Annotated in this window: 16 protein-coding genes, 3 tRNA genes, 1 pseudogene and 1 riboswitch; of the genes and pseudogenes, 4 read left to right on the top strand and 16 right to left on the bottom strand. The window is 73.5% G+C overall.

What is annotated here, in order from left to right; all coding sequences use genetic code 11:
- Positions 1 to 81: 81 nt before the first annotated feature.
- The 3 genes and pseudogenes from BS73_RS39730 to BS73_RS20130 all read right to left on the bottom strand — a co-directional run bounded on the left by BS73_RS39730 (position 82) and on the right by BS73_RS20130 (position 3,284).
- Positions 82 to 978 carry an MSCRAMM family protein gene (locus BS73_RS39730; protein ID WP_235215702.1) on the bottom strand — a complete coding sequence of 299 codons (897 nt, stop codon included), beginning with the start codon at positions 976 to 978 and terminating at the stop codon, positions 82 to 84.
- 72 nt (positions 979 to 1,050) lie between these two features.
- Positions 1,051 to 2,550: pseudogene (locus BS73_RS39725) on the bottom strand (MFS transporter); the annotation flags it as partial.
- A gap of 119 nt (positions 2,551 to 2,669) precedes the next feature.
- A complete protein-coding gene (locus BS73_RS20130) occupies positions 2,670 to 3,284 on the bottom strand; it encodes a TetR/AcrR family transcriptional regulator (protein ID WP_037574476.1) in 615 nt (204 codons plus the stop codon).
- 294 nt (positions 3,285 to 3,578) lie between these two features.
- On the opposite strand from BS73_RS20130, the gene BS73_RS20125 reads away from it, so the two are divergent.
- Positions 3,579 to 4,553: a D-2-hydroxyacid dehydrogenase family protein gene (locus tag BS73_RS20125; protein ID WP_037574474.1), complete on the top strand. Its 975-nt coding sequence runs from the start codon at positions 3,579 to 3,581 to the stop codon at positions 4,551 to 4,553.
- Here BS73_RS20125 and BS73_RS20120 read toward each other — a convergent pair.
- Positions 4,513 to 5,310: a hypothetical protein gene (locus tag BS73_RS20120; protein ID WP_063837030.1), complete on the bottom strand. Its 798-nt coding sequence runs from the start codon at positions 5,308 to 5,310 to the stop codon at positions 4,513 to 4,515. The genes BS73_RS20125 and BS73_RS20120 overlap by 41 nt on opposite strands.
- A 148-nt stretch (positions 5,311 to 5,458) precedes the next feature.
- Here BS73_RS20120 and BS73_RS20115 point away from each other — a divergent pair, with 148 nt between their 5' ends.
- Positions 5,459 to 5,962: a DoxX family protein gene (locus BS73_RS20115; protein ID WP_084704215.1), complete on the top strand. Its 504-nt coding sequence runs from the start codon at positions 5,459 to 5,461 to the stop codon at positions 5,960 to 5,962.
- A gap of 43 nt (positions 5,963 to 6,005) precedes the next feature.
- Here the strand turns inward: BS73_RS20115 and BS73_RS20110 are convergent, their stop codons facing one another.
- The 3 genes from BS73_RS20110 to BS73_RS20100 form a co-directional block, all read right to left on the bottom strand.
- Complete coding sequence (locus tag BS73_RS20110; protein ID WP_037574471.1) at positions 6,006 to 6,929, bottom strand: oxygenase MpaB family protein; 924 nt, start codon at positions 6,927 to 6,929, stop codon at positions 6,006 to 6,008.
- A gap of 113 nt (positions 6,930 to 7,042) precedes the next feature.
- Positions 7,043 to 7,115: transfer RNA gene (locus BS73_RS20105), tRNA-Arg, on the bottom strand.
- Between the two features lie 239 nt (positions 7,116 to 7,354).
- Positions 7,355 to 7,445: transfer RNA gene (locus BS73_RS20100), tRNA-Ser, on the bottom strand.
- 181 nt (positions 7,446 to 7,626) lie between these two features.
- Here BS73_RS20100 and BS73_RS20095 point away from each other — a divergent pair.
- On the top strand, positions 7,627 to 10,746 hold the full coding sequence (locus BS73_RS20095) for a hybrid sensor histidine kinase/response regulator (RefSeq protein WP_037574469.1): 3,120 nt from the start codon (positions 7,627 to 7,629) through the stop codon (positions 10,744 to 10,746).
- Positions 10,747 to 10,798: 52 nt separating this feature from the next.
- Here BS73_RS20095 and BS73_RS20090 read toward each other — a convergent pair whose 3' ends face one another.
- From BS73_RS20090 to BS73_RS20050, 9 genes are all read right to left on the bottom strand, one after another.
- Positions 10,799 to 12,493, bottom strand: coding sequence for a long-chain fatty acid--CoA ligase (locus BS73_RS20090; RefSeq protein WP_037574465.1), 1,695 nt, complete (start codon positions 12,491 to 12,493; stop codon positions 10,799 to 10,801).
- Positions 12,494 to 12,790: 297 nt separating this feature from the next.
- Positions 12,791 to 13,579 carry a DUF1906 domain-containing protein gene (locus tag BS73_RS20085; protein WP_063837029.1) on the bottom strand — a complete coding sequence of 263 codons (789 nt, stop codon included), beginning with the start codon at positions 13,577 to 13,579 and terminating at the stop codon, positions 12,791 to 12,793.
- A gap of 116 nt (positions 13,580 to 13,695) precedes the next feature.
- Complete coding sequence (locus BS73_RS20080; RefSeq protein ID WP_037574462.1) at positions 13,696 to 14,880, bottom strand: lipid-transfer protein; 1,185 nt, start codon at positions 14,878 to 14,880, stop codon at positions 13,696 to 13,698.
- On the bottom strand, positions 14,877 to 16,271 hold the full coding sequence (locus BS73_RS20075; protein ID WP_063837028.1) for an OB-fold domain-containing protein: 1,395 nt from the start codon (positions 16,269 to 16,271) through the stop codon (positions 14,877 to 14,879). Before BS73_RS20075 ends, BS73_RS20080 begins: the two co-directional genes overlap by 4 nt.
- A 143-nt stretch (positions 16,272 to 16,414) precedes the next feature.
- The gene (locus BS73_RS20070; protein ID WP_037574459.1) at positions 16,415 to 16,723 is read right to left on the bottom strand and encodes a hypothetical protein; all 309 of its coding nucleotides are present in this window, start codon (positions 16,721 to 16,723) and stop codon (positions 16,415 to 16,417) included.
- A gap of 1,212 nt (positions 16,724 to 17,935) precedes the next feature.
- Positions 17,936 to 18,295: a DUF6344 domain-containing protein gene (locus BS73_RS38820; protein WP_037574456.1), complete on the bottom strand. Its 360-nt coding sequence runs from the start codon at positions 18,293 to 18,295 to the stop codon at positions 17,936 to 17,938.
- A 326-nt stretch (positions 18,296 to 18,621) separates the two neighbouring features.
- Entirely contained in the window at positions 18,622 to 19,191 is a 570-nt protein-coding gene (locus tag BS73_RS20060; protein ID WP_037574453.1) for a sugar O-acetyltransferase, read from the bottom strand.
- A gap of 296 nt (positions 19,192 to 19,487) precedes the next feature.
- Positions 19,488 to 19,575 (bottom strand) — tRNA-Ser (locus tag BS73_RS20055).
- Between the two features lie 147 nt (positions 19,576 to 19,722).
- Complete coding sequence (locus BS73_RS20050; RefSeq protein WP_037574450.1) at positions 19,723 to 21,171, bottom strand: S1C family serine protease; 1,449 nt, start codon at positions 21,169 to 21,171, stop codon at positions 19,723 to 19,725.
- 171 nt (positions 21,172 to 21,342) lie between these two features.
- Positions 21,343 to 21,456: riboswitch (TPP riboswitch) on the top strand.
- 59 nt (positions 21,457 to 21,515) lie between these two features.
- Between BS73_RS20050 and BS73_RS20045 the strand changes: the two genes are divergently transcribed.
- Positions 21,516 to 22,946, top strand: a complete 1,431-nt coding sequence (locus BS73_RS20045; RefSeq protein ID WP_084704213.1) for a purine-cytosine permease family protein — start codon at positions 21,516 to 21,518, stop codon at positions 22,944 to 22,946.
- The last annotated feature ends 24 nt before the right edge of the window (positions 22,947 to 22,970 follow it).

The raw sequence follows: 22,970 nt of genomic DNA, 5'->3' as shown, positions 1-22,970 counted from the left end.
CGAGCGGCCGGGCGGCACGGAGGGAATCCCTCCGTGCCGCCCGGCCCTGCCTGGGGTCGCGACTCGTTCCGCTCCGGGAGCTCAGCCCTCCTGCTCGTGGCCGAGCGAGAGGTCGAAGCCCTCCTGCCCGCCGCCGTCCAGCCGGACCGGGGTGGCCACCGGCGGATAGCCGCTCGCCACCACCGTGTAGTCGGTGCCGGGGAGGTCCGAGAAGGCGTACTCCCCGTCGTCTCCCGTGGTGTGGACGCCGACCACGTTGCCGGCCGGGTCGAGGAGGGCGACCCGGGCGTCGGCCAGCGGCCGGCCGTCCAGGCGCCGGACGGTGCCGCGGACCGCGGCGGCCGGGTCCAGCACGACGTCCTGCTCGGTCGGGCCGCCGTCGCCGACCCGCACCGAGGCGGCGGTGGGCCGGCTGCCGTTGCCGGAGACGGTCAGCACGTACTCCCCGGCGACCAGGTCGCCGAAGACGTAGCCGCCGTCGGCGTCGGTGAGCGTGGAACCGGACACCTCGCCGCGCGGGTCGGTGGCCACCACCAGCGCGCCGACCACCGGCTTCCCCTCGGAGAGGACCCGGCCGCGCAGCCCGGCGGTGCCGGCCAGCACCAGGTCGTACTCCAGCGGGGACTCGCCCACCGCGAGGGTGGCGACCTGCGGCTGGTGGCCGGGGGCCGAGCCGACCAGCACATAGCTGCCGGACCGCGGGGCGTCCACCGCGAAGCGGCCCTGCGGATCGGCGGTGGCCCGGCCCAGCTGACGGCCCGTCGGGTCGATCAGGGTGATCGCGGCCTGCGGCACCGGGGTGCCGGCGCCGGTGAGCACCCGACCGGTGACGGCGGCGCCGACGGCGACCGGGAGCACCTGGGTGGTGTCCTGGCGGGTCTCCTGCCGGGTGGCCGCGGCCGGGGCGGCGAGCGCGGTGGCGGCGGGGGCCGCCGCGGTCCGCGCGGCGTCGCCGTCTCCGGCGTCGCCGGCCAGCATCCGCTCGTACTCCGCCTCGTCCAGCTCGCCGCCGGAGGCGGCGGCGGCCTGCTCGGCCTCGGCGGCCCGCTCGGCGGCCTGCATCTGCTTCATCGGGCTGCCCTTGCGGAACAGCAGCACCGCGATGATGCCGGCGGCGACGAAGAACCCGGCCGCCCACCAGTACGCGGTGGCGTAGCTGTGCAGCGCGGCCTCGGCCGCGGTCAGCGGGTTCGGCGGCTGGTGGTGCTTGATGTAGTCGGTGGCGGAGCTGGACGCCAGGGTGCTGAAGAGCGCCGTGCCGATCGAACCGCCGACCTGCTGCATGGTGTTGACGGTCGCCGAGGCGACGCCCTGGTCGTGCGGGGCGACGCCCAGCGTGGCCAGGCTCATCGCGGGCGGCATCACCAGGCCGATGCCCAGACCGATCAGCAGCAGCGGGAACAGCACGTCCGGCGCGTAGCTGGAGTGGAGGCCGAGCCGGGTGAGCCAGACCAGACCGCCGGCCGCCAGCACCGCGCCGACCGGGACGATCGGCTTGCCGCCCAGCCGCGGCACCAGGACCACCATGCCGAGCTGTGCGAAGACCATCAGCATGCCGATCATCGGCAGGAAGGCCAGTCCGGTCTTCACCGGCGAGTAGTGGAGGGTCTCCTGGAGGTAGTAGGTCAGGAACAGGAAGATCCCGAACATCCCCGCACCGGTGATGAACACCGAGATGTACGAGGCGGACCGGTTGCGGTCGGCCAGTACCCGCAGCGGCAGCAGCGGGTGCTTCGCCCGGGTCTGCCAGACCGCGAAGAGCGCGAGGAGCACGCCGCCGGCGGCCAGGAAGACCCAGACCATCCAGTTGCTCCACGGATGGGTCTCGGCGTTGGCGAAGCCGTAGACGATGCAGAAGAGGCCGCCCGCGGCCAGCACGGTGCCGAACAGGTCCAGCGAGGGACGCGCCGCCTTCGCCGGCTTGCGGACGAAGACCAGTGTGCCGATCACCGCGATCACCGCGATCAGCAGGTTGACGTACAGCGTGTAGCGCCAGTTGAGGTGCTCGGTGAGGACGCCGCCGAGCAGCATGCCGATGGCGCCGCCGGAACCGGCGATCGCACCGAAGACGCCGAACGCCTGGGCGCGCTCCTTGGGCTCGGTGAAGGTCGTGGTCAGCAGCGACAGGGCGGCCGGCGCGAGGACCGCTCCGAAGAGGCCCTGGACCGCCCGGCCGATGATCAGCATCGGCAGCCCGGTGGAGGCGCCGGCCACCGCGGACGCGGCGGCGAACCCGATCAGGCCTATCAGCAGGGTGGTCTTGCGGCCGAAGAGGTCGGCCAGGCGTCCGCCGAGCAGCAGCAGGGAACCGAACGCCAGGGAGTAGGCGGTGACGACCCACTGCCGGCCGTCGTTCGAGAAGCCGAGGTCCTGCTGGGCCGACGGCAGGGCGATGTTCACGATGGTCGCGTCGAGCACCACCATCAGCTGGGCCAGGCCGATGACGGCCAGCACCCACCACCGATGCGGGGTGTGGTGTTCCGTGCCCCGGGACGAGGTCGCCCCGCCGGACACGGAGCCGACGCGGGCGTCGACTGAAGTGGATGACATGAGAAGGGGTCCTCCGGAAGAGACTCCAGGCAGAGGGACAGAGACGCATGGCCGATCTGTCCGGTATTCGACCAGTTAAACCGTTTTCATCGGTATTGTCTGGTTGTAGTAAACGTTCGTCATGACCGCACGAGCACCGGAAGGACCACGTTGTCCAGGTAGCGCTTGAGATAGTCGGGGTCGGCCTCGCGCTGCTCGACCATGGAGCGCGCGAAGACCGCGCCTATGACCATGTGCGGGAGGAAGTCCGCGGCCGGGCAGTCCGGGGCGATCTCGCCCCGGGCCCGCGCCCGGTCGAGGATCTCGTCCATCCGCTCCAGCTCGGGCCGCACGATCGTCTCGTGCATGGCCTCCGCCAGATCCTCGTTGCGGTGCAGCGCGACCCCGATGGCCTGGGCGAGCTCCACGTCCTTGCGGGAGTGGCAGAAGCGGTCGGCCAGTTCGTAGAGGTCGCCGGCGAGCGAGCCGGTGTCCAGGCCGCTCAGGTCGAACGGCTTGACGTGCCGGATCGCCGACGCCACCAGCCGCGGCTTCCCCTGCCACTGCCGGTAGAGGGTGGCCTTGCTGCAGCGGCTGCGGGCCGCCACGGCGTCCATGGTCAGCGCGTCGTAGCCGACCTCGCGGAGCTCGTCGAGGACGGCGGCGTAGAGCTCGCCCTCCCGCTCCGGGGTGAGCCGGCTGCGGCGGGGGGCCGCCGCGGACTTCTTCTCCGCCGTCTTCTCGGCAGGACCCATCGGTCGACACCTCGCTTTCGTGCTTCCCTGCGCCCCCGGCCCCGACAGGCTTCCGTCTTCCGTGCGGAGGAGGAGAACGGCCGCTTCGAGGGCTCGCTCGGGGACGTCAACTGGACCTTTGGACAGGACAGGACTTCGGACTTCGGCGTCCGGCCCATTAACGGACCGAAACTGTTCCGTACTCATAAGAGTAGGCGCCGTTCCAGCGAAACGCAACCGTTCCGTTTCGCGGGGAGCCGGGCGAAGGCCGGGCCTCCCGGGCTCTGGAGAGGCGCCCGTGGCAGGGTGTCGACCATGAGCCTGCCTTTGAGCACCGAGCGGACACGGATCGCGGTACTGGACGACTACAACGACGCGGCGGCCCGGCTGGACGTCTGGTCCGGCCTGCCGGCCGGCTGCGCCGTGGACTTCCTGCCGGAGCACCTCTCCGACCAGGATGCGCTGGCCGAGCGGCTCGCGCCGTACCAGGCGGTGATCGCGATGCGCGAACGGACCCCGTTCCCCGCCGAACTGCTCGCCCGGCTGCCGGAGCTGCGGCTGCTGGTGACCACCGGGCAGGCGAACGCCTCGATCGACGTGGCCGCGGCCCGGGCGCGCGGCGTCACGGTCTGCGGCACCCGGATGTCCCGCTACGCCGCGGCCGAGCTGACCTGGGCGCTGATCCTGGAGCTGGCCCGCGGGGCCGGGGCGCAGGACGCCTCGCTGCGCTCCGGCGGCTGGCAGGCCGGGGTCGGCACCGGTCTGGACGGCCGCACCCTGGGCGTGATCGGCCTGGGCCGGCTCGGCTCCCGGGTGGCCTCGATCGGGGCCGCCTTCGGGATGGAGGTGCTCGCCTGGACCCGCCACATGACGCCGGAGCGGGCCGCCGAGGCGGGGGCGACCCCGGTCGCGAGCCGGGAGGAGCTGCTGGAGCGGTCGGACGTGGTCAGCCTCCATCTGCGGCTCAACGCGGAGACCCGGGGCATCATCGGCGCCGCCGAGCTGGCCCGGATGAAGCCCACCGCCTGGCTGGTCAACACCTCGCGCGGGCCCCTGGTGGACGAGGCCGCGCTGGCCTCGGCGCTGCGGGCGGGCACCATCGGCGGGGCCGGCCTCGACGTCTACGACATCGAGCCGCTGCCGGCCGGCAGCCCGCTGCTGGACGCCCCGAACACCGTCCTCACCCCGCACATCGGCTACGTCACCGCGGACTGCTTCGAGCTCGCGTACGGCGACGCGGCGGAGGACGTCACGGCCTGGCTGGCCGGGCGGCCGGTGCGGGAGCTGTAGCGGCGCCGGAGGCGCTTGGGCCGCCGGGAGCGCCTGGACCACCGGGGCCGCCTGGGCCGCCGGGGGCGCCCGCGGTGTCCGGGGTGAGGGGAGCGCCCGGGACGCCCGGGCCGGCGCGGGAGGCGTCGGCGGCCTCGGGCAGCAGGGCCCGCACCGCCTCCCGGGACCAGTTGCCGGCCGCGCCCGGGCGGCTGCACAGGTAGTCCGCGATCCGCTCCGGCGTCCAGCCGTGCGCCTCCAGCAGCCCCGCGCCCAACTGGGTCAGATAGGCGGCGGAGGGACGCGTCCAGGGGACGTCCCCCGCGGCCCACGGGGCGGTGAAGGTGAGCACCGGCCAGCCGTCCCGCTCGCCGGCCAGGACCAGCGTCTCGTAGCGGCCGAGGCCGCAGACCGCGCGGCCGTCGCGGAGCGCCGCCGCCAGGTCGAGCGGGGTCTCCCCGGGCGGGCGGCGCATCTCCTGCGCGGCCACGTCCAGGAACTGGTCCACCGTGAGCAGGTAGCCCCGGCCGGCGGCACTGCCCGGCCCGTCCGGATCGAGGAAGGCCATCCCGCCGCCGCCCCAGGCCGCGGACTCCATGGCGAAGTACATCCGCCCGGGCAGCAGCAGTGGCACATGCCGCCGGGGCGGCCGGGGGTCCCGGCAGCCGGGGTGCCACAGCGAGGAGCCGTGCGGGCGCCCGCCCTGGAGATAGCAGTCCAGGCGGGCGCGGTGGAGGTTGGACCCGTAGGCCGCGTACCAGACCAGATCTTCTGACACCCGGTCATGATCCCCGCTCACGGCCCGGTCCGCGATCGGACCGGCGGGCGGTTGCCATGCGGGCCGAGCGTGGATAGTGTGTGACGGCTCTTGACAAGTACACCTCAAACCAGGAGGACTTGTGCGCTCCCTCACCGAGCATATTGACATGAGCAAGCCATACGTGGTGGCCCTCTTCCGCATCGTGGTCGGCTTCCTCTTCGCCTGCCACGGCGCCGCCTCGCTCTTCGGGGTCTTCGGCGGCGCACCGCAGGGCGGCGGCACGGTACCGGTCGGCACCTGGCCCGGCTGGTACGCGGCCCTCATCCAGCTGGCCGGCGGGATCCTCGTCCTCGCCGGGCTGTTCACCCGGGTCGCGGCCCTGATCAGCTCCGGGTCCATGGCCTTCGCCTACTTCGACGTCCACCAGCCGAAGGCCCTGCTGCCGCTGCAGAGCGGGGGCGAGCCCGCGGCCATGTACTGCTGGATCTTCCTGCTGCTCGTCTTCCTCGGCCCCGGCGCCTTCGCCCTGGACCGGCTGATCTCCGGACGCCGCGGGTCCCGGGGCGAATCCGGCGAAGCGGCGACCGGCGGTACGGCGACCGCCGGGGCCGCCGGGACGGCCTCGGCCACCGCCGGCGCGCGGAGAACGGCGGGCAGCGCCCGGCGGTGACCGGGGGGAGGGGGGCGCTGACCGACGCTCCGGCCGCCGCCGGTCAGCGACCGCCCTCCGTGCGCCCGCGCGCAGCCGCCGAGATCCGCCGCCGGGCCGCGGCCTGGATCTCCGAGGGGCCTATCCCCCACTCCAGGAGCCGGCCGACCGCCAGCCCGTACGGGCGGTCGGCCAGCGCGCGCACCGCCGCCGGGCGGCGGATGCCGAGCTCCGCGCGGGCCCACCCGGGGAGGAGGCCGACCGAGCCGTTCATCAGCCCGCGCACCACCAGCCGCTCCCGCGGGTTGCGGCCGAACCCGCGGAGGAAGCGCACGGATTCCAGCGCCGCCGGGGTGGCCCGCAGCCGGGGCCGCATCGCCGACAGATACCGGACGGCCTCACCCGCGCTGTGCGGGACGCCGCACGCGCCGAGCGCCTCCGCTATCGGGGCCACCTGGGCGAAGTAGGCGTCGCACTCGGCCGCTCCGAGACGGGACCGGCCGGCGGCGAAGACCTGATGACCCCTCAGAAAGCTGTACACCTCGGCGGTGTGCACCCAGGTCAGCAGCTCCGGGTCGTCCGCGCGGTACGGGCGTCCGTCCGGCGCGGTGCCGTGCACCCGGGCGTGGATGCGGCGGACCAGGGCTATCGACTCGCGCGCGGCGGGAGCGGAGCCGAAGGTCGTGGTGCTGACGAACCGGGCGGTACGGCTGAGCCGGCCGAGGGGATCGGTGCGGAAGTCGGAGAACTGCGCCACCCCGGCCATCGCCAGCGGGTGGAGGGACTGCAGCATCAGCGCCGCGAATCCGCCGGTGAGCATCCCGGTCGCGCTGCTGTGCACCCGCCAGGCGGGATCCCCCGGCCTGATCCCCAGCAGGCCCGGATCGCCCAGCGGCCGGTCGTACCGCTCCAGTTGGAGGTCCCCGCCGTGCACCGCCGCCCGCACCTCGGCGGACACCCGGGCGCGCAGCCCGGCGTACCCCGACATCCCGTTCACGCCGCCCGACGATACGCCGCGCCCCGCCGGCGCCCGGAAATCCCTACCCCTGCCAACGACTTGAGGCCCCACCCGGGTAATCCGGACGGGGCCTCAATCCACTGTGCGCCCGAAGGGATTCGAACCCCTAACCTTCTGATCCGTAGTCAGATGCTCTATCCGTTGAGCTACGGGCGCTTGCTCTGCTTCCCGGGGTTTCGCGCCCCGTCGGCGTTGCGGGGACAACATTACATGACCTGGGGTCGTGGGCGAAATCGGGTTGCCGGAGGGGTGGGCGGGGGAAGGACGGCCGGTCGCCGGCCCGTCCTGGCGCGACGCGCTCGGGACGCGGCGCGTTCGCCGGAGGCGAACAGGGGAGGTGCGGTGAAGAAACGGAACAGCCCCGACGGTGGAGAACCGTCGGGGCTGTGTTCGAGCGGAGGCTGAGGGATTTGAACCCTCGATGGGCTTTAAGACCCAAACCGCATTAGCAGTGCGGCGCCATAGACCAGACTAGGCGAAGCCTCCCCACGCACGGGGCGTGACCAGGATGATGCCACAGCTTACCCGGCTGGGGCGATCCCGGTCGCCTACGGTACTAGGCGGGTCGTCACGCCCGCAAAGAGGATGGGATAGTTCTGCGTGGCATGCCCCGGGGGGAGAGCCGGGGACCACCGAGACAGCCAGGAGCACAGGGAGGATCCCCGCCGTGAGCAGCCCGCCGACCCGAGGCGCTGCTCGCCTCGCAGCGATACTCGACGCCCTACCGGACGCATTGCTGCTGGTGAACAGCAACGGGACCGTGATCGACGCCAATCGGGCCGCGAAGCGTGATCTCCAGTCACCCGGGACCGCTCTGGTCGGCCGGGGCGTTCTCGATCTCCTCCCCGAATTGGACCCGACCCTGATCCCCGGTTCGATGCGCCCGCGTGCGGCGCGCTCGGACGACGGCGGCGGCGCCGCCGAGGAGCCGGTGCGGATGACCGCCCGCCGCACCGACGGCTCCGGCTACCCCGTCGAGATCACCGCCAACGACTTCGAGGACGACAGCGGCGGCGGCTACGGCTCCGGCGGCTACGACCCCTTCGGCGGCTCCGGCTACGGCTCCTCCTCCGGGCGCCCGGAACCGCTGCTCCTCCTCGCCGTGCGCGACCTCTCCACCCGCCTGGACACCGAGGCCGAGCTGCGCCGCCAGCACAAGCAGACCGAGATGATCCTGCGCGCCGCCAGCGAGGGCGTGGTCGGCGTGGACACCGAGGGCCGCGTGGTGCTGGTCAACCCGGCCGCCGCGCACATCCTCGGCTACCGGGCCAGCGAACTCGGCGGCCAGGAGCTGCGCCCGCTGGTGCTGCACTCCCGGGCGGACGGCACTCCGGTGCCGGACGAGGAGTCCGCCCTGGTCGACACTCTCCGGTCGGGCCGCAAGCACCGGGTGCGCAGCAGTGTGCTGTGGCGCAAGGACGGCCGCGCCGTCCCGGTGGAGCTGTCCACCGCCCCGGTGCGGGACGGCGAGCAGATGGTCGGCGCGGTGATGACGTTCACCGACCGCTCGGCCTCGCTCGCCCTGACCGCCCGTCACGAGCACCTCACCGCCGTGCTGGAGGAGGAGCTGCGCGGGCCGCTGGAGTCGCTGCGGGCCCGCCTGGACACCCTCGCCAACGACCCCGCCGGCCAGCTGTGGCCGGAGGCGAACTGGATGCTCCACACGCTGGCCGCGGAGTGCTCCCGGTTCTCCCGGCTGGTCGAGGGCGTCCTCTCGTACCAGCGCTTCGAGGCCTCCGCCGAGTCGGGCCGGGAGGGCCTGGCGATAGAGGCGGTGTCACTGGAGAAGCTCCTCGGCCGCGCTGTGGAGGCGGCCACCGAGCTGACCGGGCCCGGCCGGATCCGGTTCGTCGTCCACCCGTCCGCGGTGGAGGTCGCGGTGGACGCGGAGCGGCTGGCGGCCGCCCTCGGCCATCTGATCGTGGACGCCGCGGTGGCCCGCGGCGCTTCCGGCGCCGAGATCCAGCCGCAGGGCGTGGACGTGGTGATAGCGGCCGCGCAGCGGGGCGACGTGGTGCGGATAGAGGTGCGCGGCCCGGCGGCCGGCGGTTCCGACGTCCATCTGCCGATCGCCCGCGGCACCGTGGAGCGGCACGGCGGTGTCCTCCAGGCCCACCGGCTGCCCGGCAAGGACGGCGTCACCTACGTGGTCGAACTGCCGCTGGACAGTGAGGCGGTGGCCGCCGCCCAGCAGCGTGCGGCGGCGGCCGCGCAGGCCCGGGCCTCGGCGGCGCCGAAGGAGAACGAGACGGCGCTGCTGCCGGAGCTGCCCGAGCTGCCGACCGCGCAGCCGGCGGCGGACGGCGGTCCGGTCGGCGACACGGAGGCCGGCGAGGGCTCGGCCGCGGTGCCCGCCGCCCGCCGCAGCGAGGAGTCGCTGGGCGGCGGGGGGGTCCCCGGCGCCGGGGACGGGGTGCGCCCCGGAGAGCAGGAGGACCCGTCGGCGGCCGGGACCGGCGAGGACCGCTCCCAGCGGCGCTCGCTGCCGGCCCCCGAGGTGGTCCGCCCGCCGCGCCCGCGCGGCCACCGGCGCAAGCCCAACCCGGAGGAGGAGGCCGCCGAGGACCCCCTCGGCGGACTGCTCGGCCAGCCCGCGTACCCGGGCCTGGAGCAGTCGCTCGCCCAGTCCCCGCCGGAGCCGCCCACCCCGCCGACCCCCTCGCAGGGGACGCCGACCGGACGCCGCCGCAGGCTCGGGCTGCCGCCCGGCGCCGGTGCCGGCGGCGGCAACGCCAGGGTGCAGCAGCAGCCAGGCGACGGGGGCGAGCCGGGCCCGGGCCACGACCCCGACCGGCCAGGCGGTCCGTCCGAGGCCGAGGCCGCGGCTCTGGAGCCGGCCCGGATGAACGGCGCCGCCGAGGGCCGGGGCCGCTCCCCGCGGGCCCTGCCCGCGCTGCCGCCCGCGACCAGCGCGAGGGCGAGCGCGGAGACCGACCCGGACCAGGCCGAGGAGATCCCCGAGCACGCCACCGAGACACCCGCCGCCAGGTCCGGGGAGGCCTCGGTCACCGGCGCCTTCGAGGACCTCGTCGGCGAGCTGGGCGATCTGGCCGCCATCGACCCGGACGGCCCGATCCGGCCGCGCCGCCTGCTGGTCTGGCCCGAGCCCGACGTGTCGACCCGGCAGGCCCTGGTGGAGCGCGGCTACCGCCCGGTGACCGTGCGCTCCCGCGAGGAGGTGGACGCGCAGGTCGCGGACTTCCCTGCGGCCCTGTTCGTGGACCCGCTGACCGGGCCGATCACCCGTACCGCGCTGCAGTCGCTGCGCACCGCCGCGGTGGCGGCGAACGTCCCGGTGCTGGTCACGGCCGGGCTGGGGCAGGCCACCCGGGAGGCGGCGTACGGCGCCGACCCCGCCGTGCTGCTGCGCGCGCTGGCCCCCCGGGACAGCGAGCAGCACGCCCCGCGGGTGCTGCTGGTCGAGCAGGACCCGGACATCGCGGCGGCGTTCACCGCGACCCTGGAGCGGCGCGGGATGCAGGTGGCGCACGCCGCCTCGGAGAACGACGCGGTCACCCAGGCCGCGCAGCTCCAGCCCAACCTGGTGGTGATGGACCTGATGCTGGTCCGCCGCCGGCGGGTGGGGATCATCGACTGGCTGCGCACCAACCAGCGGCTGGCCCGCACCCCGCTGGTCGTCTACACCTCGGTGGACATGGACGCGGAGGAGCTGCCCCGGCTGCGCGGCGGCGAGACCGTCCTCTTCCTCGCCGAGCGGTCGACCAGCCCGGACGTGCAGGGCCGGATAGTCGACCTGCTGGGCAAGATGGGCGCCGTGCAGCAGTGACGCACGGGGCGGCCGACGGTGTTCGAGCGGCCGCCCCCGGGTCGGTTCCGGCCTACTTCTCCACCGTCGAGACGTCGAGCTCGCCGGCCGCGTAGGAGGCCCGGATCACCTTCTTGTCGAACTTGCCGACGGAGGTCTTGGGCACCGCCTCGACCAGCGACCAGCGCTCCGGCACCTGCCAGTGCGCCACCCGCCCCTCCAGGAAGGCGCGCAGCCCGGCCAGGTCGGTCTCGGCGCCCGGCTTGAGGACCACGGTGGCCAGCGGGCGTTCGCCCCACCTGGCGTCCGGCACCGCGACCACCGCGGCCTCGGCCACGTCCGGGTGGGCCATCAGCTCGTTCTCCAGGTCCACCGAGGAGATCCACTCACCGCCGGACTTGATCACGTCCTTGGCCCGGTCGGTGATGGTGAGGTAGCCGTCGGCGGTGATGGTGCCGACGTCGCCGGTGCGCAGCCAGCCGTCCTCGCTGAACTTGTCCTCGGGCCGCGCGCCCGCCGGGTCGCTGCCCGCCCCGGCGAAGTACGAGCCGGCGATCCACGGGCCGCGCACCTCCAACTCGCCCGCGTGGGCGCCGTCGTGCGGGAGCCGGGAACCGTCCGGCCCGATCAGCCTGGCCTCCACCGAGCAGGGGAAGCGGCCCTGGGAGACCCGGTAGGGCCACTCCTCCTCGGCGGTGAGGCCGCCCGGCGGGACCGCGACCGAGCCCAGCGGGGAGGTCTCGGTCATCCCCCAGGCGTGGACCACCCTGATGCCGTGCCGCTCCTCGAAGGCCTTCATCAGCGACGGCGGACAGGCCGAGCCGCCGATCACCACCTCCTCCAGGGAGGAGGTGTCGTAGCGGCCCGGTTCGGCGCCGGCCGCCCGGTCCAGCTCGTTCAGCAGCCCGGTCCAGATGGTGGGGACGGCGGCGCCGACCGTGGGCCGCTCGGCGGTGATCATCTCGGCGAGGGGGGCGGGCTGCAGGAAGCGGTCCGGCATCAGCAGCCGGGCCCCGCCCAGGAAGGCGGCGTGCGGCAGGCCCCACGCGTTCACGTGGAACATCGGCACCACCGGCAGCACCGTCTGCCGGGGGTTCAGGCCGAAGGTCTCGGTCATGCACACCTGCATCGAGTGGAGGTAGACCGAGCGGTGGCTGTAGAGGACGCCCTTCGGGTCGCCGGTCGTCCCGGAGGTGTAGCAGAGGGCGGCGGCGCTGCGCTCGTCGATCGCGTCCGCCCACGGATAGTCGTCGGGCCGGCCGGCGATCAGCTCCTCGTAGTCGTGGACGCCGCCGCGGTAGCCGTCCAGCGGGGCGCGGTCGCCCGGGCCGACCACCACGATGTGCTCCAGCACGCCCTCCTCCAGCTGCGGCAGGACCGGCTGGAGGAGGGGGAGGAGGTTGGCGTCGGCGATCAGCACCCGGTCGGCGGCGTGGTTGACGATCCAGGTCAGCTGGTGGGCGGGGAGCCGGATGTTGAGGGTGTGGAGCACCGCGCCCATGGCCGGCACCGCCAGGTACGCCTCCAGGTGCTCCGCGTTGTTCCACATCAGGGTGGCCACCCGGTCGTCGTCGCGGACGCCCAGCTCCTCGCGGAGGGCGTGGGCGAGGCGGGCGGCGCGGGCGCCGGCCTCGGCGTAGGTACGCCGTCGGGGGCCGGTCTCCGGGTCGCCGGTCCAGGTGGTGACCGTGGAGCGGCCGTGGATGGTGGAGCCGTGCCGCAGAATCCGGGCGACGGTGAGCGGAACGTCCTGCATCGAGCTGAGCACCGGGGGCCTCCAGGGTGGTGATCCTGTGCCTACCTGCCGGTAAGGCGGCGTTGCAGATTCTGTCCTGCCTGGGGCTTCGTGTCAGCAGGTCGAACGCGGCGGAACGGTGACGATGCACGGACCGGCCGAGCGCGGGCCGGCCGAGCCGGGGCCGGGCGAGTCGGGGACGGGCGAGTCGGGGACGGGCGAGTCGGGGACGGGCGAGTCGGGGCCGGGCGAGTCGGGGCCGGGCGAGTCGGGGCCGGGCGAGCGGGGACCGGCCGAGCCGGGACCGGCCGGGCGGGACCGCCGTCGCCTTCAGCCGACGATGGCGACCGGGCTGTCGACGGCGTCGCGGTCCACCGAGGCGACGGCGCCCGCGTAGCGCTCCTTCACCGGCCCCCGGTACTGGTGCACCCGGTGGCGGCCGGACCACCGGCCCGGCGGCAGGGCCCGGAAACCGCCGGTGTCCGGATGGGCGTCCCAGCGGGCGTACCAGACCTCGTCGACCAGGGGCGAGGGCGCGGCGGCGAGGTCGGCGATGCCGGAGTAGGCGCTGCCGTAGTAGCCGGGGCGGTAGCCGCGGGCGCGGACGGCGGACGCCCAGCCGGCGGTGAAGCGCAGCACGGCGGTGGTGCAGGCGCGGTCGCCGCGGCGGTAGTTCTCCATGTCGAGGAAGATCGGGCTGCCGGGGCGGATGCCGAGGGCGGCGGCGTTGCGGACCGCGTCCGCGCCCTGGGCGCCGCCCTGCTGCGGGGCGTGCCGGGGGTCGATCACCGGCTTGGGGTGCCGGTCGGTGGCGCAGGGCGCCTGGGAGCCCGCGTACACCGGGAGGAGCCGCCAGCCGATCCGGTCGGCGGTGCGCACCCAGTCGCGGTCCAGGCGCGGCTGGCGGCAGGCACGGCCGGCGCCGCCGATGTAGACGCCGGTGGCGCGATAGGGGGAGTGGCCCCACCAGGCGCGCAGCAACGTCTCCTTGGGGGCCGAGCAGGTGTCGAAGGCGGTGCCGCGGAAGGTGCGGAGGGGGACGGCGGGGGCGGTCCCCGCGGCCGCGACCAGGGCGCAGAGCGCCAGGGCAGCGGCGATGAGCACCCGAATCGTTCGCATATCAGATAGTCACCACGCGACCGCGCCACTCACACGGACCCCACGCCCAGATCACTCGCATGCCGCGAGACCCGCGCCAGGCGTCGCCGCCCCGCCCTCCGGGGCGGGAGGCGCGACTACCCGTCGGCGACCAGGCAGAGACCGGAGGTGGGCACCCCCGTGCCCGCCGTCACCAGGGCGGTCGACGCCGCCGGGACCTGGTTGACCGCGGAGCCGCGGAGCTGGCGGACGGCCTCCGCGATGCCGTTCATCCCGTGGAGGTACGCCTCACCCAGCTGCCCCCCGTGGGGGTTCATCGGCAGCCGCCCGTCCAGCTCCAGCCCCCCGCCCGAGGCGAAGTCCGCCGCCTCCCCCGGCTTGCAGAAGCCGAAGCTCTCCAACTGCATGAGCACGAAGGGCGTGAAGTGGTCGTACAGCACGGCGACGTCGACCTGATTCGGCGTCAGCCCGCTGGTCCGCCACAGCTGCCGGGCGACCACGTCCATCTCCGGCAGCCCGGTGAGGTCGTCCCGGTAGTAGCTGGTCATCATCTCCTGGCCGCGGCCGGCGCCCTGCGCCGCCGCCGCGATCACCGCCGGCGGGTGGGGCAGGTCGCGTGCCCGCTCGACGGTGGTGACCACCAGGGCCTGTCCGCCGTCGGTCTCCTGGCAGCAGTCCAGCAGCCGCAGCGGTTCGACGATCCAGCGCGACTCCCGGTGCTCCTCCAGCGTGATCGGCCGCTGGTAGAAGTACGCGGCGGGGTTGGTCGCCGCATGCCGCCGGTCGGCGACCGCGACCGGGCCCAGGGCGTCCGGGCCCAGCCCGTAGTGGTGGAGGTACCTGGCCGCGTGGAGCGCCACCCAGGACGCCGGGGTGACCAGCCCGTACGGCAGCGTCCAGCCCATCGCCACGCCCTCGGCGCTGGGCGCCCGCCGGTCGACCCCGCCGCCGAAGCGGTGCCCCGAGCGCTCGTTGAACGCCCGGTAGCAGACCACGACCTCGGCCACCCCGGTGGCCACCGCCATCGCCGCCTGCTGCACGGTGGCGCAGGCGGCACCGCCGCCGTAGTGCACCCGGCTGAAGAAGGAGAGATCGCCGATCCCGGCCGCCTGGGCGACGGTGATCTCCGGGTTGGTGTCCATGGTGAAGGTGACCAGACCGTCCACGTCCGCCGGGGTGAGCCCGGCGTCCGCGATCGCCGAACGGACCGCCTCCACGGCGAGTCTGAGCTCGCTCCGCCCGGAGTCCTTGGAGAACTCGGTGGCCCCGATGCCGACCACCGCGGCCTGTCCGCCCAGCCGGTCCGCGTGCCGCACGCTCATGCCGAGACCCCCGTACCCTCCGCCCCGGCGCCGCCTTCCGGCAGCGCGAGGGTGACCGTTCCGCTGACATGGGTGCCGATCGATACCGTTCCGGTGACGGCGAGTTCGGCGTACTCACGGCCGGCGGCGCTGTCGTCGGCGCTGCCGTCGGCGCTGCCGCCCTCGCGGTGCCGGGCGGTGACCCGGCCGGTGAGCTCCAACTCGTCGCCCGGGTAGGCGGGGACGCCCAACCGGATAGCTATCCGCCGCAGTTCGGCGCCTGGCCCGGCCCAGTCGGTGGCGTACCGGCCGACCAGCCCGTTGGTGGTGAGGATGTTCATGAAGATGTCCGGCGAGCCCTTGGCCCGGGCGGCCTCGGCGTCGTGGTGGACGTCCTGGTAGTCGCGGGAGGCGATCGCGCCGGCCACGATCCGGGTGCGGGTGATCGGCAGCCGCAGCGGCTGCGGGGCGTCCACCGGCACGAAGAGCGGCAGGGTGAGCTCCTCGTCGCAGCGCTGGTAGCTGACCCGGACCGGTGTCCCGATCGCCACCTCCTCCGGCGGGACGCCGACGACGTTGCTCACCAGCCTTACCCCTTCGGCGAGTTCGACCAGCGCCACGGAGTACGGCCCGGGGAAGGCCGGCGGCAGCGGGTGGTGGACGACGACCCGTGAGTAGACCGTGCCGCGCCCCGAGGACTCCTCCGCCGTCCAGCGGTCGGAGCCGCAGCCGGGACAGCCGGGCAGCCACGGCAGCCGCGCCCGGCGGCAGTCGGAGCAGCGCTGGTAGAGCAGCCGTCCTTCGGAGATCCCGTCCCAGAAGCAGGCGTTGTCGCGGTTGACCACCGGTCGCGGGCGCAGCCCACGCGGCGCACGGCTCGCCCGGTCCTCACCGCTCTTCTTCGAACCGCCTTCGCGGGGGCGGAACTTGAGGATCCGGAAGCGGTGGGTCCCGGCCACCTCTCCGGCCACCTTGATCTCGGTCCGGGTGGTGACGAAGTGCCCCTCCCCGAGGGCGGTCCGCTTGAGCGGGGAGACCGACTCGACGACCGCGTCCGAGACCACCCGGTCACCGGGCCGCAGCGGGCGGAGGTACTCCTGCTCGCAGTCGGTGGCCACCACCGAGGTGAAACCGGCCGCGTCGAGATCGGTGAGGAGTTCGCCGTAGGCGCCCGCGCGCTGGAGATCCACCGAGAGGCCGGCCATCGTCCAGGCCTGCAGCATGGCGGGCGGCGCGACCTGGCCGGGTCCCTCGCGGTAGGACGGGTGCCGGTCGCCCATCGCCTCGCACCAGTGCCGGATCATCGGCGCGTTCACCGGGTCGAGTCCCGGCCTGGCCACCGACGCCGTACGCCCGACGTACCGGGAGTACTCGTCGCCCGCGTCGTTCGACCGCTGCTGCTCCGCCTGCATCGTCACGTATCTGACTGTCCGTCAGATAATCTTCGGCTGTCAAGACGCGGGACGCGCAGCGGCCCCGGGAGGCCGGCTTGCCTCCCGGGGCCGCTGACGACCGCTGATGACCGCTGATCATCCGGTCACCGGTGCTGTTCCGCTCAGCCGAAGATGGGTCCGAAGGAGATGTCGGTGTTCCGCTGATCCGTGTTGGTGACGTTGTTGCTGCCCTTCACCGCCACGGTGTTGTTGGAGTTGTGCGCCCCGGCACCGGTCGCGGTCTGCTGGCTCCAGAGGGCGTTGCCGTCGACCAATCCGCCCAGGTTTCCGCTGCCCGAGTTGGAGACGACGCTGCCGTTCGAGCCGTGGTCCGCGAAGGAGCCGTTGTCGGCGGCGGCTGCGCCGGCGCCGGCGAGCAGAAGCGCGACCGCGATCGGAGCGGCGGCAAGGGCGGTGCGGATGCGAGCCATGAGGTCCTCCCAATTGCTGGAAGTCGGTGGATGCGTTGCGACGTCGCACCAAGAGACTGGCTCAATAAATCGACTTGCAGCCATGCGGGAGGACCTTTTCGCCCGCAAGCGTGACGACTTGTATCCAAACCTGCTTTGTCGGCGCAGACCCGGCGAATCGCTTCTCCGCCCGCGAAGCAAGGCCTCTACGGCGGATCGCGCCACCCCTCACGCCACTCCCCGGGGGCGCGCGGCAACCGTCTCCGCGCCCCTGCGGGTCACCTGCCGAGGCTTCCGCTGCGCGTGCTGCCGAGCCGACCGAGCTGCGTCGGGTACTTGTCGTGCTTGTGGCGCTTGTGGCGCTTGTGGCGCTTGTGGCGCTTGTAGTGCTTGTGCTGCTGGTGAAGTTCGGTGTGACCGCCTGTCTGAACCAACCACTGCCGAGCTATCGGCTCGCCTCCCCGCGGGAGACCGCGACTCGCCCGGACCATCGAGACCGCTCAGCTCGACTGACCGCGTGGCCAACGGGCCTGCGCATGGCTCGCCTGGCTCCTCATGCGTCGCCGGACTGACCTGACCGGCTTTGGGACACGGGGACTCGCCTGGGTCGCCTGGATCGCTTGGGTCGCCGACGTGCCTGGGTCGCCTGGATCGCCTGGCCTGCCTGGCCCGCCTGGATCGCTCGGCGTACCTGGCCCGCCTGGACTGCCGGACCCGCCTGGGCCATCGCGAATCACATGACTCGCCCTGGCCGTCAGGACCTACCGGTCGCCGGGCCCGCCTGGCTTGTTCAGGCCACCGGATCCGCTGGTCGCGCCTGACTTGCTGGGCTGCCTCGCCCACTCGGATCACCGGGCCTGCCTGGCTTGCTCGGGCCACCGGATCCGCCGGGCTCGCCTGACCTGCCTGGCTCACCTGACCTGCCTGGATCGCTCGGGCCACCGGGTTCGCCGGGACTCGCCTGGTCGTCCTCGCCTGCCTGGCTCGCTCGGACCAAAGGGTCCACCAGGCTCGCCTGACTCATCTGAGCCGCCTGGCTTACCTGCTCACCTGGCTCGCCTGAGCTGTCTGGCTTGCGTCAGGCCTGCCTCGCTCGCTCGGCTTGCCGGCTTGGCTTCGCCGGGCTCGCTGCCGCTGGGGCGCGGGCCGGTCTTGGCCTGGCCTAGCCGGGAACGTGTCCCAGTCAGCGGGGCAATCGGGCGGCCTTCGGACGCCGAGGCGTGGAGGCCGGCGTCAGACCCCGCAGAGTTCCTCGTCACGGGACCGGCTGCGAGCGGTCGGCGCGCTGCCCACCGCCTCCAGCGCGGACGGGTCGAGGGTCCGGCAGGCCGGGGTCGCGCCGTGCGCCTCGGCACGGATCCGCTGCTTCATGGTCGGCGGGAGCTTCCACTTCCGCCAGCGCCGGCGCGCCGCGGGGTCGTCGCTGAAGACGGTCTGCCTCGGCGGTCGCACCGCCGCCGCCGACCTGACGCCCTGTCCGGGGATGAGCGCCCCGGGGCCGGCGTCGGCCGCACCGGGTTCACCCCCGGTGCCTCCGCCGGGTACGACGGCCGGTCGGCCGACCGCCTCCGTCCGGAACTCCGCGCCCAGCACGGGCGCTCCCTGCGCGGGCGTCGCCTGCGGCGCCCGACCTCCGAATCCGGCGAGCGACTTGACGCCGCTCGCAACAGCACCGAACAGAACACCGAGAACGCCGATGACACGGACGAGCACGGCCCAAAGCGTCGGTACCTTGGTGGCTGCCATGACCCCTCACTTCGCGGAAGGCGGTTTTACATACATTCGCCATGATGCGAAGAGCGACATACAACCCATAGTCGACACGCCCCGACTTACGGATCGTCGTATCAACACCACTCGGACGGCCCAGCCACCCCCGCGAGCAGCGCAGACAGGCCGCCCGCCACCGCCGCCGACACCTACCCCCGAGCGGCCTCGGGAACGGTCTTCAGCCGCCGTCGCTCGACCATGTTCGTCCCCGTCACCACACACATCGGCGGCACGTCCTTCGCCACCACGGCGCCCGCTCCCACCACGGATCCCCGGCCGATCGTCACCCCGGGCGCGATGGTGGCGGCGGCTCCGATCCAGACCTGGTCCTCGATCACGATGGGGGCGTGGGTGATCCCGTCGTAGCGCTCCTCGAGTTCGACGGGGTGGCCGGCGGTGCTCAGCGTCACCCGGGGACCGATCATGACGCGGTCACCGATCGTGATGCCGCCGAGGTCGAGGAAGTAGCAGCCCTGGTTGATGAACACCTTCTCCCCGAAGGTGGCGCCCAGGCCGTAGTCGCAGTAGAAGGGCGGCAGGATCGACAGCGAGTCCGGGACGGGATTGCCGAAGATCTCTTCGAGCAGCTCCCTCCTCCCGTCGAGGTCGTCGAAGGGAAGCGCGTTCAGCCGCGCGGTCAGACCCATGACGAGCTGCACGCGCTCCACGAACGCGCGGGACTCGGGGGTTCGGCTGCGGAGGCGCTGCTCGTTGCGCATAGGGCCGGTGCTCCAGGTTCGTAGGCGTCGCCGGACGGTCGCCCTGGCGCCCTCGGCCGACCAGAGGGTCCGGGGTCGGGGTCCGGCAGACAGGCATTACAGCCCCGCGCCCTCCCACTCGCAAACAACCTCCGGCGCAATCGAAACAACCATCGGTTGTACGTCCGTCGCCACGACACCCCCCGCCGCTCTCCCACGGCGCTGCGCAGCGCAGCGCGACAGTCCAGACGGAGAACGAGAAGGGCGGGTCGGCGCTGTTCGCGCGAACCCGCCCCGAGCTGGGTGGACGCCCCCGGCGGAGAGTGTGGGATTCGAACCCACGGTCAGGGGTTACCTGACGACGGTTTTCAAGACCGTTCCCTTAGGCCGCTCGGGCAACTCTCCTCCGGCCCGCCGGCTGGGGCGGGCCGTCAGAGGCGATCTTCTCACGACTGCCGAGCGGCCCCGGCACGGACTGGGCGGAACAAGCCATTCCGTCCGGTCTGGTCTCCGGGGCCCGCTCGCCGCCGTCGCCGGCCCTGCCGGCGATCGCTACTGGTCGCCCTTGCGAGAGCCCAGGGTGAGCGTCGTGGTGTGGGTCTGGCCGCCCCGGGTGTAGGTCACGCTGACCTTCTGGCCCGGCTCGTGCGACCAGATCTCGCTGACCAGGGTCGGCCCGCTGTCGATCGGCACCCCGTCCAGCTTGGTGATGACGTCGCCCGCCTTCAGCCCGGCCTTGTCCGCGGGGCCGCCGGGGGTGACCGCGGGCGTGCCCTGGATCGCGGTCGGCGAGATCTGCGCCCCGTCGCCCTGGTAGTTGTCGTTCCGCAGCACGCCGATGATCGGGTAGATGGGCTGGCCGGTGTTGATCAGCTCGCCGGCCACCCGCCTCGCCTCGTTGATCGGGATGGCGAAGCCGAGGCCGATGCTGCCGGACTGCTGGCTGCTGCCGCCGAACGGGCTGGAGCCGCCGCTGTTGGTGGACTGGATCGCCGAGTCGATCCCGATCACCTGGCCCTGCCCGTTGAGCAGCGGCCCGCCGGAGTTGCCCGGGTTGATCGACGCGTCGGTCTGCAGCGCGTTCATGTACGAGGTCTGGCTGCCGGTCTCGTCGCCCGAGGCGACCGGCCGGTTCTTGGCGCTGACGATGCCGGTGGTCACCGTCCCCGAGAGGCCGAACGGCGCGCCGATGGCGACGGTCGGGTCGCCGACCGCGACGCTGTCCGAGTCACCCAGCGGGAGGGGCTTCAGCTTGTCCGTCGGCGGGTTGTCGATCTTGACGACCGCGACGTCGTAGCCGGAGGCCCGGCCGACCACCGAGGCGGGGTAGCTGGATCCGTCGGAGAGCTTGACGGTCAGCTTGCCGCCGTTCAGCGCGGGAGCGACCACATGGTTGTTGGTCAGGATGTGGCCCTGGGTGTCGAACACGAAGCCGCTGCCGGTACCGGTCTCCTGCGAGCCGCTGGCCTCGATGGTGACCACGCTCGGCAGCGCCTTGGCCGCTATCCCGGCGACGCTGTTCGGCGAGCGCTCCAGCGCCTTGGGGTCGGTCGACGAGGAGACCGTGGTGCTCGAGTCGGAGGAGGAGTTGCTCTTCTCCACCGAGGAGCCGATCACCCCGCCGAGACCGCCGGCCACCACCGCGACGGCGGCGAGGAGGGCGATCAGCCCCCCGCGCCCCTTCTTCGGCGGGGCGGCGGGCGGCGGCGGGTACTGGCCGCCGAGGATGTACGGCTGCGTGGGGGGCTCGGCGGGAGGCGGCGGCGCGGCGGCGAAGGCATCCGCTCCGGCCGGCGCAGCGGCGGGACCCGGGGCCGACGCGTCGGCGGGACCCGCACCCGGCACCGCGGCGTGCTCCGCGGGCGGCTCCGCGGCCGGCTGCGCGGGCGGCTCCGCCGACGGCGGCTGAGGCGGAGGAAGCCGGTGCAGCACCTCCTCCCCCTCCGGAGGAGTCTTCGCCGATGGCACGTCGGCGCCCCCACCCTCCTGCTCGGTGCTCACGAAAGACCTCCTAGGACAGGACCGTGGTCCCTTAGCTTCGTCCATCGACTGTCTGGACACCGTAAACGGAACCCGTCAATCGGTGTGCCGGGCGGCCTCGATCCGGTCGCCGGGACCGGGAGCGCACGGCGCTTGGCCGCGCCGGGGGCTCCGTCCTACCATGTCCCGGCGACAACGGAACGCGGGAGCTCGGACCAGCCGGGCTGAGAGGGCGTCGACATGGGGACGCCGACCGCCTGAACCTGACCGGGTAATGCCGGCGTAGGGAGCTGTGGGCCGTGACGTCCCCGTCTACGTCTTCTTCTTCGTCCTCTTCGTCCTCTTCCTCTTCCTCGTCCTCCGCCGTGGCCGAACGGACCGCCACCCTGCTGTCCGGGGACCGCGAGCACGAGGCGCCGCTGGTGCTCGACACCGCCCCGCCGCGCACCCTGGGCCTGCGCGACCAGGCGGCCTTCTGGGCCAACCTCGGTGTCTCGCTGATCGGCTTCAGCAGCGCCGCCACCGTCCTCGGCACGGCCGGCCACGAACTCTCGATCACCGCCTCGATCACCGCCATCGCGGTCGGCACCGTGATCGGCACGCTGATGCTCTCCATCGCCGCCGTGGTCGGCACCAGGACCGGCGCCCCGGCGATGGCCGTCCTCCGCGGGCTCTTCGGCACCCGCCTCTCCTACGCCCCGACGGTGCTCAACATCGTGCAGTGCGTGGGCTGGGGGGTGTACGAGCTGACGGTGATAGCGATGGGCGCCGAGGCGCTCTTCGGCGGCGGCCCGCACTGGCTGTACGTCGTCCTCGCCGGGCTGCTGACCACCGGCCTGACGATCCGTCCGCTGGGCTCGATCGCGGTGCTGCGGCGGTACGTGGCGATCGCGGTGGCGGTGGCGATGCTCTACTTCACCGTCCAGCTGGTCCGGCAGGGCGTGCCCGACCCGGGCCACGGGAACTGGCAGGGCTTCCTGCCCGCCACCGACGCGGTGGTCGCGGTCTCCATCTCCTTCGTCCCGCTGGCCGCCGACTACACCCGGCACGCCCGCACCGGCCGGGCCTCCTTCTGGGGCTCGTTCCTCGGCTACTCGGTGGCCCAGGTCTGGTGCTACGTCCTCGGCCTGGTGGCGCTGGTGCAGGTGGGCGGGGACCCGAACAAGATCTTCTCGACCTTCATGGGGGTGGCGGCCGGCTGGCTGTTCTTCGCCGTGCTGGTGCTGCGCGAGGCCGACCAGTCCTTCGCCAACGTCTACTCGACGGCGATGTCGCTGCACAACCTGCTGCCCCGGGTGGACCGGCGCTGGCTGTCGCTGGGCATCGGCGCGCTGGTCACCGTGCTGGGCCTGCTGGTGAGCAACTTCGACTCCTACTTCGCCTTCCTCTCCCTGATCGGCGCGGTCTTCGTGCCGCTCTTCGCGGTGCTGGCGGTGGACTACTTCTTCGGGGCCGGACGCCGCCCCGGCGGCTGGGACATGTCGGAGCAGGCGCCCACCCGCTGGCTGACCCTGCTGCCCTGGGCGCTGGGCTTCGCCGTCTACCAGCTGCTGGCGCCCACCGAGCTGACCGGCTGGGGGGCGTTCTGGCCCGACTTCTGGTCCCGCGTGCAGGAACTGACCGGTATTCACCCGCAGGTGTGGACCTCGGCCTCGCTCTTCTCCTTCCTCGTCCCGGCCCTGCTGATGCTGGCGCTCACCCCGCTGACCCGCCGCGAGCAGCGCGAGCGCAGCGGCGGAAGCAGCGGCGGGAGCGGCGGCGAGCGCGCCGAGCGCGCCGAGCGCCGCGGGCGCTGAGCCCGCGCCGCCGGGGTGAGCGGC

This window comes from Phaeacidiphilus oryzae TH49, assembly GCF_000744815.1.
In the GTDB taxonomy this organism is placed as follows: domain Bacteria; phylum Actinomycetota; class Actinomycetes; order Streptomycetales; family Streptomycetaceae; genus Phaeacidiphilus; species Phaeacidiphilus oryzae.
This window is presented reverse-complemented; position numbering and strand designations above follow the sequence as displayed.